This window comes from Pseudomonas crudilactis, assembly GCF_013433315.1.
Taxonomy (GTDB): Bacteria; Pseudomonadota; Gammaproteobacteria; order Pseudomonadales; family Pseudomonadaceae; genus Aquipseudomonas; species Aquipseudomonas crudilactis.
Window position 1 is genome coordinate 17,341 of record NZ_WXVV01000025.1, and the last position, 15,091, is coordinate 32,431.

15 protein-coding genes are annotated in these 15,091 nt (G+C 60.8%); 6 read left to right on the forward strand and 9 right to left on the reverse strand.

What is annotated here, in order from left to right:
- Positions 1-232: 232 nt before the first annotated feature.
- The 4 genes from GTU76_RS23885 to GTU76_RS23900 form a co-directional block, all read right to left on the reverse strand.
- Positions 233-1,921: an ATP-dependent DNA ligase gene (locus tag GTU76_RS23885; protein ID WP_180699750.1), complete on the reverse strand. Its 1,689-nt coding sequence runs from the start codon at positions 1,919-1,921 to the stop codon at positions 233-235.
- Complete coding sequence (locus tag GTU76_RS23890) at positions 1,918-2,952, reverse strand: ligase-associated DNA damage response exonuclease (RefSeq protein ID WP_180699751.1); 1,035 nt, start codon at positions 2,950-2,952, stop codon at positions 1,918-1,920. The genes GTU76_RS23885 and GTU76_RS23890 overlap by 4 nt, the downstream gene beginning before the upstream one ends.
- 445 nt (positions 2,953-3,397) lie before the next feature.
- A complete protein-coding gene (locus GTU76_RS23895) occupies positions 3,398-5,848 on the reverse strand; it encodes a penicillin acylase family protein (protein WP_180699752.1) in 2,451 nt (816 codons plus the stop codon).
- Positions 5,849-5,983: 135 nt separating this feature from the next.
- Positions 5,984-6,628: a glutathione binding-like protein gene (locus GTU76_RS23900; RefSeq protein ID WP_180699753.1), complete on the reverse strand. Its 645-nt coding sequence runs from the start codon at positions 6,626-6,628 to the stop codon at positions 5,984-5,986.
- A gap of 146 nt (positions 6,629-6,774) precedes the next feature.
- On the opposite strand from GTU76_RS23900, the gene GTU76_RS23905 reads away from it, so the two are divergent.
- Complete coding sequence (locus tag GTU76_RS23905) at positions 6,775-7,332, forward strand: cysteine hydrolase family protein (protein ID WP_016985575.1); 558 nt, start codon at positions 6,775-6,777, stop codon at positions 7,330-7,332.
- 187 nt (positions 7,333-7,519) lie between these two features.
- Here the strand turns inward: GTU76_RS23905 and GTU76_RS23910 are convergent, their stop codons facing one another.
- Genes GTU76_RS23910 through GTU76_RS23925 form a run of 4 tightly spaced genes read right to left on the reverse strand, consistent with a single transcriptional unit; the run spans position 7,520 to position 9,235 of the window.
- Entirely contained in the window at positions 7,520-7,723 is a 204-nt protein-coding gene (locus GTU76_RS23910; protein ID WP_003198420.1) for an SEC-C metal-binding domain-containing protein, read from the reverse strand.
- Positions 7,720-8,214, reverse strand: coding sequence for an LEA/WHy family protein (locus GTU76_RS23915; protein WP_016985576.1), 495 nt, complete (start codon positions 8,212-8,214; stop codon positions 7,720-7,722). The genes GTU76_RS23910 and GTU76_RS23915 overlap by 4 nt, the downstream gene beginning before the upstream one ends.
- A 42-nt stretch (positions 8,215-8,256) precedes the next feature.
- A complete protein-coding gene (locus GTU76_RS23920) occupies positions 8,257-8,733 on the reverse strand; it encodes a YchJ family protein (protein WP_016985577.1) in 477 nt (158 codons plus the stop codon).
- A 4-nt stretch (positions 8,734-8,737) separates the two neighbouring features.
- Complete coding sequence (locus GTU76_RS23925) at positions 8,738-9,235, reverse strand: DUF6231 family protein (RefSeq protein ID WP_180699754.1); 498 nt, start codon at positions 9,233-9,235, stop codon at positions 8,738-8,740.
- 199 nt (positions 9,236-9,434) lie between these two features.
- Between GTU76_RS23925 and GTU76_RS23930 the strand changes: the two genes are divergently transcribed.
- The 4 genes from GTU76_RS23930 to GTU76_RS23945 all read left to right on the forward strand — a co-directional run bounded on the left by GTU76_RS23930 (position 9,435) and on the right by GTU76_RS23945 (position 12,138).
- Positions 9,435-10,130, forward strand: coding sequence for a PA1041 family peptidoglycan-binding anchor lipoprotein (locus tag GTU76_RS23930; protein ID WP_175555166.1), 696 nt, complete (start codon positions 9,435-9,437; stop codon positions 10,128-10,130).
- An 89-nt stretch (positions 10,131-10,219) separates the two neighbouring features.
- Positions 10,220-10,942: a PA1041 family peptidoglycan-binding anchor lipoprotein gene (locus GTU76_RS23935; protein WP_180699755.1), complete on the forward strand. Its 723-nt coding sequence runs from the start codon at positions 10,220-10,222 to the stop codon at positions 10,940-10,942.
- Positions 10,943-11,105: 163 nt separating this feature from the next.
- The gene (locus GTU76_RS23940) at positions 11,106-11,387 is read left to right on the forward strand and encodes a DUF1145 domain-containing protein (RefSeq protein WP_016985580.1); all 282 of its coding nucleotides are present in this window, start codon (positions 11,106-11,108) and stop codon (positions 11,385-11,387) included.
- Positions 11,380-12,138 (forward strand): collagen-like protein, encoded by a 759-nt coding sequence (locus tag GTU76_RS23945; protein WP_180699756.1) that lies wholly within the window; start codon positions 11,380-11,382, stop codon positions 12,136-12,138. Before GTU76_RS23940 ends, GTU76_RS23945 begins: the two co-directional genes overlap by 8 nt.
- Before the next feature lie 220 nt (positions 12,139-12,358).
- On the opposite strand, the gene GTU76_RS23950 is transcribed toward GTU76_RS23945, so the two are convergent.
- Entirely contained in the window at positions 12,359-12,823 is a 465-nt protein-coding gene (locus tag GTU76_RS23950; protein ID WP_180699757.1) for a CopD family protein, read from the reverse strand.
- Between the two features lie 99 nt (positions 12,824-12,922).
- Here GTU76_RS23950 and dinG point away from each other — a divergent pair, with 99 nt between their 5' ends.
- The gene (dinG, locus tag GTU76_RS23955) at positions 12,923-15,067 is read left to right on the forward strand and encodes an ATP-dependent DNA helicase DinG (RefSeq protein WP_038358136.1); all 2,145 of its coding nucleotides are present in this window, start codon (positions 12,923-12,925) and stop codon (positions 15,065-15,067) included.
- Positions 15,068-15,091 lie beyond the last annotated feature (24 nt).

Sequence of the window (15,091 nt, forward strand, 5' to 3'; positions counted from 1 at the left end):
AGTGTTTTAAAAGGTTGGGCGGGGAGAGATGAGAGTGATTGAATGCCCGGAAATGGGCATCGCAGAAAGCATGCACTGATTTGCAGCCGACCGTTCCCACGCGCAGCAAAGGAATGCAGCCCGGGACGCTCCGCGTCTCCTCCAAAGCCGAACGCGGAGCGACCGTTTTGAGGCATTCCCACGCAGAGCGTGTGGACGATCAAATGATCGATTGTTGTCCCGGGAAAAGGGGTCAGGCCAGCAGATCCTGCAATGTGGCAAGGCTATCCGCCTCATCCACGGTTTTGTCCTGGCGCCAGCGCAGCATCCGCGGAAACCGCACGGCGATCCCGCTCTTGTGCCGCCGCGACAGGGCGATGCCTTCGAAACCCAGCTCAAACACCAGACTCGGCTTCACGCTGCTGACCGGGCCAAACTTCTCCACCGTGGTCTTGCGCACAATGCTGTCGACCTGACGCATCTCCTCATCGGTCAGCCCCGAATACGCTTTGGCAAACGGCACCAGCGCGCGCTGACTCGAATCGGGCGGGCCGTCCCACACGGCAAAGGTGTAATCGCTGTACAGACTGGCCCGGCGACCGTGGCCGCGCTGTGCGTAAATCAACACAGCATCGACACTGAACGGATCAACCTTCCACTTCCACCAGACGCCCATGTCCTTGGTGCGGCCGACGCCGTACAGCGAGTCCCGCGCCTTGAGCATCATCCCTTCGACACCCAGTCGCCGTGAGGCTTCGCGCTGGCGGGCGAGGTCGAACCAGTCGCTGCCGGTCAGCACCGGTGAGGGCAGCAGCACCTGGCTGTTGCAACGGGCGATGACCTCTTCCAGTTGCGCGCGGCGTCTGGCCTGCGGCTGGTTGCGCCAGTCTTCGCCTTGCCATTCGAGCAAGTCGTAGGCGAGCACCACCACCGGCACGTCTTCGAGGATTTTCTTGTCGAGAGTCTTGCGGCCGATGCGTTGCTGCAGCAAGGCGAAGGGTTGCACCGCGGGAGGTTCGGTCGATTGCGGATCGAAGGCGTCTTCAGTGCGCGGATGCGTGCTTTTCCAGACGACGATTTCGCCGTCGATCACGGTGCCGTCGGGCAAGCCGTGTACCAGCACATCCAGTTCGGGAAAACGCTCGGTCACCAGTTCCTCGCCCCGCGACCAGATCCACAGGCGGCCTTCACGTTTGACCACTTGCGCGCGGATGCCATCCCATTTCCATTCAATCTGCCAGTTGCTCGCAGGCCCCAGCAGCGTTTCAAACTCATCAACCGGTTGCGACAACGCGTGGGCGAGGAAAAACGGGTAGGGCTGGCCACCGCGCTGGGCATGTTCATCGCTGGATTCAGGGGCGATCAGTTTCAGGTAGCTGGCGGCGCTAGGCCGGTTCGACAGGTCGGTGTAACCGACCAAGCGCTGCGCCACGCGTTTGCTGTCCAGCCCGGCCATCGAGGCCAAGGCCCGGGTGACCAGCAATTTCGAGACGCCGACGCGGAAACTGCCGGTGATCAATTTGATGCACAGCATCAGGCTTGATCGATCCAGTTGCGCCCACAGGGCCGGCAGTTGTCGGCTTAAGGACTCCGGGGTTTCACCGCGCAGCGGCAGCAGTTTTTCTTCTATCCATTCGGCGAGGCCAGCGTTGGAGCTGTACGGGTTTTCCGCGAGCACCAGCGAAATGGTTTCGGCCAGGTCGCCGACCGCTTGATAGCTTTCCTCGAACAGCCACGGTTCCAGGCCGGAGATCTCAACGGCGAGTTCGCGCAGGATTCGAACCGGCACCAGTTGCCTGGGGCGGCCACCGGAGAGGAAGTACACCGCCCACGCGGCGTCATGCGGTTCGGCCTGAGCGAAGTAAGTCTGCATCGCCGCCAGTTTGGCGTTGCTTGACGTGGTCGCGTCGAGTTCGGCGTACAACTCGGCGAATGCTTTCATGCTGGCAGCTCGGCGATGGTCGGTTCGGCAGCGATGTTTTCTTCTTCGTCATCGCCGTATTCGGTATTGAAACCCTGGGCATCCAGACCCTGTTCGCGCAGATGCCGTACGAGCACACCGATCGAACCGTGGGTGACCATCACCCGTTCCGCGCCGGTTTGCTCGATCGCCCAGAGCAGGCCGGGCCAGTCGGCGTGATCGGATAGCACGAAACCGCGGTCGACACCGCGCCGCCGTCGGGTGCCACGCAAACGCATCCAGCCGCTGGCAAATGCGTCGCTGAACTCGCCAAAACGACGCATCCAGGTGCTGCCTCCGGCCGAGGGTGGGGCGATGACCAAGGCCTGGCGCATGATCGGATCGCTTTTCTTCACGTCTCCAGCGTAGATCGTGGGCGGCAGATACACGCCAGCCTCGCGATAGACCCGGTTCAGCGGCTCGACTGCGCCGTGGCTGAGGATCGGGCCGAGGCTTGCGTCGATGCCATGGAGAATCCTCTGGGCCTTGCCGAACGAGTAGCAGAACAACACGCTGGCCTTGCCGGCCGCGATATTGGCTGACCACCACTGGTTGATCTCGCTGAACACCTGCGCCTGTGGTTGCCAGCGATAGATCGGCAGGCCGAAGGTCGATTCGGTGATAAAGGTGTGGCAGCGCACCGGTTCGAACGGGGCACAAGTGCCGTCCGGTTCGATCTTGTAATCGCCCGATGCGACCCAGACTTCACCGCCGTATTCGAGGCGTACCTGTGCCGAGCCGAGGACATGCCCGGCCGGATGAAAACTCAAGGTGACACCGTGGTGCGTCAGGCGCTGGCCGTAGGCGAGGGTTTGCAGGTTGATGTCCTGACCGAGGCGCGCACGCAGAATCCCTTCGCTGGCGCTGCTGGCCAGGTAATGCAGATTGCCGGTACGGGCGTGATCGCCGTGGGCATGGGTAATGACCGAGCGCTCGACGGGGCGCCACGGATCGATATAAAAGTCACCCGCAGGGCAATACAAACCTTCGGGGCGGGCGATAACAAGGTCCATGTCGTTACCAGGAATGGGGGGCTTGTTAGCTATGAGGCTGGCGCGAGTCCGGAAGTTCTATCGACTTTGAATAGCCACCCTCACCCCAGCCCTCTCCCAGAGGGAGAGGGAGCCGACCGAGGTGTCTGGCGAGTGACATCGACCTGGAAAACCGAGTCGATTATGGATTCGGCACAGCACGAACCGAGTTAACTCCGGATTCGGCAGTGCCCGTTCAGGTCGGCGAAAAACTTCAGCCACCCCCAATCAGTCCCCTCTCCCTTGGGGAAAGGGCTAGGGTGAGGGGCTTTCGATTTACAAGGCTGACCAAGCTGCCCGACGAGTTAACCGAACAAATCCCGGATTCGGCAGTGCCCGTTCAGGTCGGCGAAAAACTTCAGCCATCCCCAATCAGTCCCCTCTCCCTCCGGGAGAGGGTTAGGGTGAGGGGCTTTTGACCTTTGCCTTATTTGCCGGGAGTAAGAGTCAGACGGGTCTTGCCATACACCCGATCAAAGTTCTGCGGCTGCATCGGCAAGCCGATGTACTGCCCCTTCAACCACGCATCGATGCCATTGAGGTAATTCGGACTCACCGGGTTCCCCGACTGCCCCGTTCCGTTCTGCCCCATCAGCGGCTCGGTCTGACCGAAGTCGACGATGAAGCGCATCGACGGCGCCCGGGTGGTGGTGAAATCCTGACCCCAGGCAAACGCCGAAGTGTTCAGCGTCGTGTGATCGCCACCCGCTGCCAGTGGGCCGCGCACGGTCTGGCCATTGCTGTTCTTCCAGGCATAACTGTGCAGCTTGCCCCACTGCCAGGATCTGTGATCGCCACCCAACTGACTGTCGCCAGCGCTGATCGCTGCAGCGAAGCTGCGCGCGAGAATCACCGCTTTGTCCTCTTTCTGCGGCGTGCGGATGTCGTCCCAGAACGGACTGTCTTCACGCCCCAACAGATGATCGGCCTGCGCCGCGTAAGACAAATCACCATTGGCAACAAACGCCTTCCACGCCGGGCTCGATTCCGGGCCGAGTTCGTCGAGGAAAATCTGTTTCATGCTCTCTTGCAGGAACAGCTCATAGATCGCCGCATCCGCCGAGGTCGGGCTGAGCTTGCCGTCGAACGCCATCAACCGTGTAAACGCTTCACGCGCCTTACTGCGATCCGCTTCCGGCAGGGCATCGATCGCCTGTTTCAGCGGTTGCTTCATGCCCGGAGCTTCGAAGACTTTTTTCAGCTTGGCGGCGAAGGTGGTGGTCTGGTCGTACTGCATGGCGATCACGCTGCGGCTGTCGTGCTTGCCGCTGCCGGCCAGTTCCGCCAGACGCTCGCCACGTTCCGGCGACGCCCACGAGTTGGACAGTTGCATGCCGTAACCGTGAGGAATCACGCGCTGGTTGGCGGTGCCGAGCCAGCCTTGTGCCGGATCCTGATCGTACGGATGCAGCATCGGGTCGGCGTAACCGTCCCAGTCGTAACGACCTTCCCAGCCCGGCGATGGCAGCAAACCTTCGCCTTCGCGGCGATTCGGGAAGCGCCCGGTGACTTGCCAGCCAATATTGCTCGCATCGGCGAACACCAGATTCAAGGCGATGGCGCGGATCTCGCGGCTGGCATCCGAGGCACGTTCAACCGTTTGCGCACGGGTCAGATCAAAAAACGCATCCAGCGATTTGTCATCGGTGAAGCTCGGCGTCTGCAAGGCCAGACCGAAACCGCTGCCCTGCGCCGCCGCTTGAGCGCTGTTGAGCAACGCGCCGTGACGGGTTTCGTACACCGCTTCACGAATCGGCCGCTGGCCTTTGACGAAATAGGTTTCGTTGCGCACGCCCAGCGGCTGCCATTTGCCATTGACCTCGTAGGTCAGGCTGCTGCCCTGGCGGCGGATTTTTTCCAGGAACAGGTCCTGGTTGTCGCCGAGCACGCTGGTCATGCTCCACGCGACTTTGCCGTTAAAGCCACCGAGGACCAGCGGCAAACCGGCCACGGTAACGCCGGCGGCTTGATATTTCGGTGCGCGAATCTGCACGAAGCTCCACAACGATGGCGCGGCGAGCGGCCCATGGGCGTCGCTGGCCAGCAGGCTCTTGCCGCTGCGGCTGCGTTGCGGGGCGATCGCCCAGTTGTTCGAAGACGCGGTGCCCAGCAGGTTCAGCGTCGACAGTTGCTGGCTGGCGCTGCTCAGTTCGGTCAGCCCCGGGATCTGCCCGTTGAGCTTGAGGCCTTGCAGCTTGTCAGCCTCGGCCAGTGGCAGGTTCTCGTCAGGCGCGGACGGCGTCAGCCAGGCGAGTTTGTCGCTGGTCACGGTTTGCGCCAGCACCAGCGAGGAAATTTCTTCCGGCAGGTTGGCCGACTGGCTGAAATTCAACAGGGCGAAAATCAACGCCGAGTCTTCCGGTTTCCAGTATTCCGGCTTGTAACCGCTGGAGGCGAGGTCGCCCGGCAACTTGTCGGCGTAGCGGAACAGGTAGGCGTTGACGCCCCGCGCGTAGACTTCGAAGAAGCGCTTGAGGCGTGGCGACGAAGCCTTGTACAGCTCGCCAGCGCTTTTCTTCAGATTGACCGCGCGCATGTAGCGGTCGGCGTCGAGCATCGATGCACCGGACATTTCCGCCAGACGGCCCTGCGCCAACAGGCGCAGGGTGACCATCTGGTTGATGCGGTCGCTGGCGTGCACATAGCCGAGGCTGAACAGCGCGTCGTGGAAGGTGTTGCTCTCGATCAACGGCATGCCCATGGCATTGCGTCGCACCGACACGTTCTGCGCCAGGCCCTTGAGCGGCTGCACGCCGGAGGTCGGCGGGAGGGTGTCCTGAGCGTTCCAGGTCTGGCAACCGGACAGGCCCAAAACACCGGCCACTGCTGCGGCAACGCCGAACCGGGGAAGAAAATGTGTGAGGGCTGGCGAGGCCATGGCAAAGCTCCTGCGGGGGGTAGCGTCAGTAAAGGCGCTACGTTAGTGAGCAGGAGGTGGCCGCGCAAGCGGGGCGAGTGGTTATTTCTTGCCATTGATCGCTCCCACGCTTCGCATGGGAGCGATCCGCTCGGGTCAAGCCTTCGGTGGATTGATTTTCTGCACCAGCGCGTAGGCCTTAACGGTGGCCGGGCGATCCTTGATGTGGTTGAACCAGCGCTGCACATGCGGGAAGTCTTCAAGGTTCTGGCTTTGCCATTTGTGCGAGACGATCCACGGATAGATCGCCATGTCGGCAATGCTGTATTCGCTGCCGGCGACGAATTCGTTATCAGCCAATTGCTTGTTCAATACGCCATACAACCGCGCGGTCTCGTCGATGTAGCGCTTGATCGCGTAGGGGATTTTCTCCGGGGCGAACTGGCTGAAGTGGTGATTCTGCCCGGCCATCGGCCCCAGTCCGCCCATTTGCCAGAACAGCCATTGCAGCGCCGTTTGCCGACCGCGCAGGTCTTGGGGCAGAAACTTCCCGGTCTTCTCCGCCAGATACAAAAGAATCGCCCCGGATTCGAACAGCGACAACGGTTCGCCGCCATCGGCCGGTTCATGATCGACGATGGCCGGGATGCGGTTGTTCGGGGCGATTTTCAGAAAGTGTGGCTGAAACTGCTCACCCTGACTGATGTTGATCGGGTGCACGTTGTACGGCAGGCCGGCTTCTTCGAGGAACAGTGAGATCTTGTGGCCGTTGGGGGTGGTCCAGTAATACAGGTCGATCATGGAGAACTCCAAAGCAGAAATGGACTTGCGTGCGGACAGCAAACGCCGGCGTCAGGTCGTCCCGTGTGCGTTCGATAGCTTGCCTGTTAGGAAGAGGTGATGCTGAACTGCGCAGAATTCAATGACCCCGCATGAGAAAAATCGCCATGGAGCTTCAGGCCAACGCTGCACTGATCATCATCGACCAGCAAAAAGGCATCCTGCAGCCGCGTTTGGGGCGAAGGAATAATCCTCAGGCGGAAGCGCGAATCCTTGATCTGCTGGGGCTGTGGCGGCGTAGCGCAAGGCCGGTGATTCATGTGCAACATCTGTCGCGTGAACCAAATTCGGTGTTTTGGCCGGAGCAGGAAGGGGTGGAGTTTCAGCAGCGGTTTTTGCCGCAGGATGGCGAATGGCTGATTCAGAAGCAGGTGCCGGATGCGTTTTGTGCCACTGGATTAGAGGCGCGGTTGCGCGAGGCGGGCATTTCGCAATTGATCATTGTCGGTGTGGCGACCAACAACTCGGTGGAATCGACGGCGCGCACGGCGGGCAATCTTGGGTTTGATGCATGGGTGGTTGAGGATGCGTGCTTCACCTTCGACAAGGCCGATTATTTCGGCACGTTGCGTACGGCTGAAGAGGTGCACGGGATGTCGCTGGGGAATCTGGATGGGGAGTATGCGACGGTGGTCAGTTCTGCACAGATTTTGAAGGCCGGCTGAAAAACTTCACCGTATGTGCCGGCCCCTTCGCGAGCAAGCTCGCTCCCACAGGGGATTGCATTGCAACTGAAGAAACCCGCTCACTCCTACAGGTATTGCATTCCAACTGAAGGAACTCGATTGACTGTGGGAGCGAGCTTGCTCGCGAAGGCGGCAGGTCAGGCGAAGAGGGTCTTCGCCCCGGGCATCAAGCGCCGTGGCACTTCTTGAATTTCTTGCCGTTGCCGCATGGGCAAGGATCGTTGCGGCCGACGTCTTTCAGGGCGTTGCGCACCGGTTCCTGGTGGGCGTGGCCGCAGTTCGGGCCGTGAACATGGCCGTGGTCATGGTCGTGATGATGGTCGTGATCGTGGTTGCAGTCAGGACCATGGACATGAGGTTGCTGGGTCATCGGTGTTGCTCCGGAATTAAATCGGCGGGGATTATCACGCCATTGCGCTCAAGGTGCACGTAGTGGGCGATGAATAAACCGGTTTCCATTTCGCCCTGCAATCGGTAGGGAATCTGCTGATTCGGACTTTTCAGCATTTTCACTACGTCTTTTACCCGAGGCCACAGGTTGGTACGGATGGGCACCTTGAAATACGCGCTGCGCTTCGGCCCAACGGTGAACCAGTGTTCATGCTCGCCTTCGGCCAGCAGCATGTCGGCCAGATGAATGCGGTATTCGAGGCCGCGTACGGTCAGGTCACTGTCGTTGGGATTGTCGATGCGAAAGTGCAGAATGAATTTCTGTTCGAGCAGTTTGGCGCGCACCACTTCGACTTTCACCAGATGCACGGCGGGGTCGACGCTGTCATCGCTGAACCACGACGCACAACCGCCGAGGTTCAGGATCAGCATCAGGGTGAAAACCTGGAATGTGCGCCATTGACTGAGCATCGAGTAAAACTCCCTTTGGTCCCAGTCTAGTCGCCGACGAATCTAAGCGCCGAAATACCCCGCACAGCACTTCTTGAACTTCTGCCCGCTGGCGCACGGGCAACTGTCGTTGCGCCCCAGCTTCAATTGCACCGTCGGATCAATGAAGTACCAGCGGCCAGTGTTCTGCACAAATGAGGAGCGCTCGCGATGGCTGTGTTCACCCTGATCATCGTGCCAGCGCGCGGTGAAGGTGACGAAGGCGTGTTCCGGCTGACCGCCGAAGACTTCCGAGCTTTCGACATCGAGGCCGAGCCAGGTGCTCTGCGCGCTCCAGTCGCTGATCGACTGACGATTCAGTCCCGCTTGCTGAGCAGGCAAGGTGGTCACCACAAGGTAATCGATCAAACCCAGCACATAGGCGCTGTAGCGCGAACGCATCAAGGCTTCGGCGCACGGCGCAGGATGGCCTTCGTGATAATGACCGCAGCAGGCATCCAGCAGGTTGCCGCTGCCGCAGGGGCAAATGGCTGTACTCATTGCATTACCACCAGTATTTCCCGAAGTTTTCCGGATTGGCCCAGAACCGTGAGTTGAGCCAGTCGGGGACTTGTTTGTAGTCAAGCAGATCGTAGGTGAACAGGGTCAGCACTTGATCTTCGCGTTGAAAGCGTTCGCTGGCCTGCAGGGCCAACGAATAGAAGTCGGTTTCCTGCCAGCCACTGGCCGGCAGATCCGCCAGCACGGCAATGCGGCTGGCGTTGAGATTGCGAATCCCACCCAAGAGGTTCAGGCCGTCGCGCTTGGGCAAATGTTCCAGGCAATCGACCACCAGCGCCAGATCGAAACGCCGCGCGGCCAGTTCCGTTGGCAGGGCACCAGGCGCGGCATGGGCTACGCACGTATCCGGGTGCGCTTCTTTAAAAGCCGTCAACGCCGGGAATTCACTGGCGCCGATCAGCAACAGACGCGCCGGGGCATAGCGATCCAGCAACGCGGCCAATGCCTGTTGCGGCGTGCGGGAAGAAATGGCGTCGTTCATCGAAGCTCCTCAATCAGACGGCCAAGACTAGCCTGCCTGACTGCCGCGGCAAAGAGCCCTGTGGCGCCAGTCTGCAGCAATTGCGCCAAAGTCCTGTGAACACGCTCGCAAACAGCAGTGGCCTATTGCTGGCGGAGATTAAAACTCCGGTCTTTACTCCCTGAATCGGTTTTAAGCCGATCCCTCAGGAGAAAACTAGATGAGCATAGTTCGGACAGCATTACCCTTGGTTCTGCTAACCAGTGTGTTGACTGGTTGCGCAGGTTTGCAGAAAACCGACTGGCCGACCTGTGCGGCGGTCGGTGGTGTCGTTGGTGCCGGTCTCGGCGCTACCGAGAGTTCGGCGTGGGCGGGCTACGGCGCGCTGATCGTCGGTGGTACGGCAGCGGCGTATTGCTGGGTCCACGGTGATGGCGACGAAGATGGCGATGGTGTGCCGGACAGTCGCGACAAGTGCCCGGGCACGCCTAAAGGCGTACAGGTCGACGCTGACGGTTGCCCTCCACCCGCTCCTGCACCAGTGGTGGAAGAGGCTGTCGTGGTCAAGGAAGAAACCATCGTCATTCGCGATGTTCACTTCCAGTTCGACAAAGCCACACTGACCGGCCCTGATAAACAGGTTCTCGACAAGGTTGCCACGCGCCTGAAACAGGAATCCTCGACTGCACAACTGACCGTGACCGGTCATACCGACAGCGTGGGCAGCGATGCCTACAACAAAAAACTGTCGGATCGTCGTGCGCACTCGGTGGTGGAATACCTGATCCAGCAGGGTGTGCCACGCGCCAGCTTCGTTTCGGTGTCCGGTCTGGGTGAAAGCCAGCCGGTTGCCGACAACAAAACTGCTGACGGTCGCGCACAAAACCGTCGCACCGAAATCAAAATCGTCCGCTAGACCTCTCGCATCCGCGGCTTGTGCAGTCGCGGATGCGGGTCTTTACTCCTGTGTAACCGGTATGGGCCGGTGACACAGGAGCTTTCACAATGACTGTTTTCTCAAGGTCCGTCTTGCCGGTGCTGCTGCTAGGCAGCTTGCTCACCGGTTGCGCCACCCACAGCGATGGCACTGCACCCCTCAATCAACGTACGTGGCCGATCTGCAGCCTTATCGGCGGGCTGGTCGGAGGCGGTCTCGGCGCCCTCGAAAGTGGCGGCTGGGCCGGTGGCGGCGCAGCGCTGGGGATTCTTACCGGCGGACTGATCTGTTATGCCCAGGACGGCGATGAAGACGACGACGGCGTGTTCGACCGCCGCGACCGTTGCCCGGACACCCCGCAAAACACCCCGGTCGATCACCGTGGTTGCCCGTTGCCGCAGTATCCGGTCACGGAGAAAGTGCCGGAACCGGCCCCGCAAACTGAAGTCATCACCCTCAGCGATGCCGGCAACGTGCTGTTCGATTTCGACAAGTCTGACCTGACCCCGGCGGCGAAAGCCCAGCTCGATACGCTGATGGACAAACTGCGCAATGCCGACGTGGTGAGCATCAAGGTTATCGGCCACACCGACAGCAAAGGATCGGATGCTTATAACCAGGCATTGTCGGAACGGCGTGCGAGCAGTGTCGCCGCTTATCTGCTGAGCCAGGGCCTGGCGCCGAACAAACTCACCAGTGAAGGACGTGGCGAGAGCGAGCCGGTTGCCGATAACGCCACCGATGAGGGCCGCGCGCAGAACCGTCGTGTGGAGTTGCACATCAATCGTTAGGACGCGTCTGTAGGGCGCAGGCTAGAGCTGCCGGGCGATAATCACCGTCGTCCCGGCAGCCATTTGGCAGACGATGGATGTTTTTTCATTTACCCCTCTGGCTTATCCCCCGCAGAAGCCGTTACTGTGCGCCCAAAGAATAATTCGCAACACGGGGGAGCGTATGAAAGTGTTCTGGTGGCTGGGGCGGTTGTTGACCCTGCTGTTCTGCTGCGTGGTGCTGGCCAATCAACTGGTGCCTTTCGTACATCCGCTGCATCTGCTGGTCAATCTGGCTGGCGGCCTGCTGTTGCTGATTCATCTACTTGAAGTGCTGCTGTGCAATCGCAGCCTCAAAGGCCGTCCGCACCCTTGGCGCGACCGTGGCCGCATCCTGCTGTTCGGCGTATTCCACTTGCAATCCATCCCGGCCCCGGCCGCTCCGGAGGCTTCTTCCCATGCGTAAACTTTGCCTGCTCGCTGCATTCATCAGTCCTTTGGCCTGTGCCCAGGTGGTCAGTGTTGAAACCAATTCGCTGATGCGTTTGCCCAACACGGCCAGCACCTTGCAGTTGGAAAAACTCGAAGTGGCCGATTACGGCACGTTGCTGATTCCTGCCAACGTGACCGAACTGACCGTGGGCGAGTTGCGTCTTGGCCATGAAGCCCGTATCGCGATCGTTCCTGGCGAGAACGCTTTGGAGATGAAGGTCGCTCGTGCAGAACTGAGCGATGGCAGCCGGATTACTGCACGGGGGGCGCCGGGGACTTTTGAAAAAGCCGCGCGTGCCGGGCGTAATCTGAATCTGCAATTCAAGGCGTTGAACGCGCCGCTATTGTTGGTTGATGCCCGTGGCGGCACCGGTGCGCCGGGGTTTGTCGGCCTCGATGGCGGGAATGGCGAAGACCCGGGCTGCACTTATGGCTCGGCCGGGCACGGTTTTGATGGCAGTAACGGCAGCGATGGCCAACCGGGTGCACCGGGAGCGCTGGTGCGCCTTGAAGTGCCGCGCGAGTTTCCAGCCGAGCTGATCAAGGTCAATGTCGCGGGCGGTGCGGGCGGACCGGCCGGTGTTGGCGGCAAGGCCGGGAAGGGCGGCAAGTCCAAGGGCTGCCTGGTGTATCGCGCCGATGGCGGCAAGAGCGGCAAGGCGGGGGTGGATGGTCAGCCTGGGCCAGTGGGGGCGGCGGGGGCTGTGACTGTGCAGCGCCTGTAAAGGCAGACCCTCACCACAGCCCTCTCCCGGAGGGAGAGGGGGCCGACCGAGGTGACTCAGGCTATCCATCGACCTGAAAAACCGTGTCGATTATGGATTCAAAGCTAATCCTTCAGGTCGGCGTAACTCTTCAATATCCCCCATTCAGTCCCCTCTCCCTACGGGCGGTCCGACGTTTCGGGAGGGCTAGGGTGAGGGGCTTTTGATCTTTACCCCATCTTCAGAACATCGGCCTTGCCGCCGCAATCGCCACCAGCACCAACCCGACAATCAGATTAAGCCCCACCACCCGGCGAATCCGCCCCAGCACCGCCGCACCCGCCGGCCAGTCCTTCGTTTCCACCGCTTTACGCAACTCCGGCAGCATCAAGCCCTGAATGCGGATAAACAGCGCCGTCATCACCACATACAACCCCATCATCACCTGCACATACTTAGGCGCGGTCTCAAACCCGACCTGCTGCAAATGCAACATGCCCACGCCACTGATCGGCAACAGGATCACCGCGACCCAGACCCAACGGAAAAAACCTTGAAACACTTCCACCCACAAGGTCAGTCGGCCAGGGCCGTCGAGGGCCTTTACAGCCGCGGGGCGCAGGACCATCCAGGCGAAAAACATGCCTCCCACCCAGACCAGGGCGGACAGCACATGCAGGGGGTAAACAAGGCTAAAAGGTGTCATTGGGGCACTCCGTTCTGCGCGGGATTAATTAGCGGGGTATGATAGCCGCCATCCGAAACCACTGAAAATTTATCCAGCGTTTTTTGCGCCCGAAAATTCATGATCAGCACTGAACTCAAAACCACGATCCAGGGCGCCTACTCGCGTTTTCTAGAGGCCAAGAGCCTCAAACCGCGTTACGGCCAGCGCCTGATGATCGCTGAAATCGCCAAAGTCCTCGGAGATATCGACACCGACGACGAAGGCCGGCGCAGTGGCGACCCCGCAATTGTTGCGGTGGAAGCCGGCACCGGTACTGGCAAGACAGTGGCCTACAGCCTGGCCGCGATCCCGACCGCCAAACTCGCCGGCAAACGTCTGGTAATCGCCACCGCGACCGTGGCGCTGCAAGAGCAGATCGTCTACAAGGATTTGCCTGACCTGATGCGCAACAGCGGGCTGAATTTCAGCTTCGCCCTGGCCAAGGGCCGTGGCCGCTACATGTGCCTGTCCAAGCTCGACATGCTCTTGCAGGAAGGCCACGCGCAAACCGCCACCGCCCAGCTGTTCGAAGAAGAAGGCTTCAAGATCGAGGTCGATGAGGCTAGTCAGAAGCTGTTCACCAGCATGATCGAGAAACTCGCCGGCAATAAGTGGGACGGCGACCGCGACAGCTGGCCGAACGCGCTGGAAGACGCCGATTGGGCGCGTCTGACCACCGATCACAGCCAGTGCACCAACCGTCATTGCCCGAACTTCGGCCAGTGCGCCTTCTACAAGGCCCGCGAAGGCATGGGCAAGGTCGACGTGATCGTCACCAACCACGACATGGTCCTGGCTGACTTGGCCTTGGGCGGCGGTGCGGTGCTTCCCGATCCGCGCGACACCATTTACGTGTTCGACGAAGGCCACCACCTGCCGGACAAAGCCATCGGCCACTTCGCCCACTACACGCGCCTGCGTTCCACCGCCGACTGGCTGGAAACCACCGCGAAGAACCTCACTAAACTGCTGGCCCAGCACCCGCTGCCGGGCGACCTTGGCAAATTGATCGAGCAGGTGCCGGAGCTGGCGCGGGAGATCAAGGCGCAGCAGCAGTTCATGTTCAGCGCCTGCGAGCAGGTCGCCGACTTCAAACCCGGCGAAGACGTCGAGGGCCGTGAGCGGCCGCGCCATCGTTTCGTCGCCGGAGTGATTCCCGAGCACATGCGCGAAATGGGCATCGAGCTGAAGAAAGGCTTTTCGCGCCTCAACGATCTGTTCACGCGCCTGACCGACCTGCTCAAGGAAGGCATGGACGGCGAGGTCAACATCGGCATCGCCAGCAATCAGGCTGAAGAGTGGTATCCGCTGTTCGGCAGCCTGTTGTCCCGCGCCTCCGGCAACTGGGAGCTGTGGACGGCGTTCACCGCCGAAGACCCGGAAGACAGCCCGCCGATGGCACGTTGGCTGACCTTGGCCGAAAGCGGCTCGCTGTTCGATATCGAGGTCAATGCCAGCCCGATCCTCGCTGCGGAAACCCTGCGCCGCAGCCTGTGGAATGTCGCGTACGGCTGCCTGGTGACCTCGGCGACCCTGACGGCGCTGGGCACTTTCGACCGCTTCCGCATGCGCGCCGGTCTGCCGAAAAAAGCCGTCACCGCCGTGGTGCCGAGCCCGTTCCATCACGCCGACGCCGGCGTACTGCGAGTGCCGGATCTGAAGGCCGATCCACGCGATGCCGCCGCACACACGGCAGCGATCATCCGCGAGTTGCCGGATCTGGTCGAAGGCTCGCGCGGCACCTTGGTGTTGTTCTCCTCGCGCAAACAGATGCAGGACGTGTTCGACGGCCTCGACCGCGACTGGCGCAAGCAAGTGTTCATTCAAGGCAACCTGTCGAAACAGGAAACCCTGAACAAACACAAGGCGCGGGTCGATGGCGGTGATTCCAGTGTGCTGTTCGGGCTCGCCAGTTTTGCCGAAGGCGTCGACTTGCCGGGTGCCTATTGCGAGCACGTGGTGATTGCCAAGATCCCGTTCTCGGTGCCGGACGATCCGGTCGAAGCGGCGCTGTCGGAGTGGATCGAAGCCCGTGGCGGCAACCCGTTCATGGAAATCTCCGTGCCCGATGCTTCGCTGAAGCTGGTTCAGGCCTGCGGGCGTCTGCTGCGCACCGAAGAGGACCGCGGCACCATCACTTTGCTCGATCGGCGCCTGGTCACCCAGCGTTACGGCAAAGCGATCCTCAATGCGTTGCCTCCTTTCCGTCGTGAAATATCCTGAGACAACGGTGGGCAGTTTTGCCCG

Excerpts from the sequence above, each read along its gene's own strand:
- GTU76_RS23885 (WP_180699750.1), bottom strand. The coding sequence starts at position 1,921 with ATGAAAGCATTCGCCGAGTTGTACGCCGAACTCGACGCGACCACGTCA.
- GTU76_RS23890 (WP_180699751.1), bottom strand. The coding sequence starts at position 2,952 with ATGGACCTTGTTATCGCCCGCCCCGAAGGTTTGTATTGCCCTGCGGGT.
- GTU76_RS23895 (WP_180699752.1), bottom strand. The coding sequence starts at position 5,848 with ATGGCCTCGCCAGCCCTCACACATTTTCTTCCCCGGTTCGGCGTTGCC.
- GTU76_RS23900 (WP_180699753.1), bottom strand. The coding sequence starts at position 6,628 with ATGATCGACCTGTATTACTGGACCACCCCCAACGGCCACAAGATCTCA.
- GTU76_RS23905 (WP_016985575.1), top strand. The coding sequence starts at position 6,775 with ATGGAGCTTCAGGCCAACGCTGCACTGATCATCATCGACCAGCAAAAA.
- GTU76_RS23910 (WP_003198420.1), bottom strand. The coding sequence starts at position 7,723 with ATGACCCAGCAACCTCATGTCCATGGTCCTGACTGCAACCACGATCAC.
- GTU76_RS23915 (WP_016985576.1), bottom strand. The coding sequence starts at position 8,214 with ATGCTCAGTCAATGGCGCACATTCCAGGTTTTCACCCTGATGCTGATC.
- GTU76_RS23920 (WP_016985577.1), bottom strand. The coding sequence starts at position 8,733 with ATGAGTACAGCCATTTGCCCCTGCGGCAGCGGCAACCTGCTGGATGCC.
- GTU76_RS23925 (WP_180699754.1), bottom strand. The coding sequence starts at position 9,235 with ATGAACGACGCCATTTCTTCCCGCACGCCGCAACAGGCATTGGCCGCG.
- GTU76_RS23930 (WP_175555166.1), top strand. The coding sequence starts at position 9,435 with ATGAGCATAGTTCGGACAGCATTACCCTTGGTTCTGCTAACCAGTGTG.
- GTU76_RS23935 (WP_180699755.1), top strand. The coding sequence starts at position 10,220 with ATGACTGTTTTCTCAAGGTCCGTCTTGCCGGTGCTGCTGCTAGGCAGC.
- GTU76_RS23940 (WP_016985580.1), top strand. The coding sequence starts at position 11,106 with ATGAAAGTGTTCTGGTGGCTGGGGCGGTTGTTGACCCTGCTGTTCTGC.
- GTU76_RS23945 (WP_180699756.1), top strand. The coding sequence starts at position 11,380 with ATGCGTAAACTTTGCCTGCTCGCTGCATTCATCAGTCCTTTGGCCTGT.
- GTU76_RS23950 (WP_180699757.1), bottom strand. The coding sequence starts at position 12,823 with ATGACACCTTTTAGCCTTGTTTACCCCCTGCATGTGCTGTCCGCCCTG.
- dinG (WP_038358136.1), top strand. The coding sequence starts at position 12,923 with ATGATCAGCACTGAACTCAAAACCACGATCCAGGGCGCCTACTCGCGT.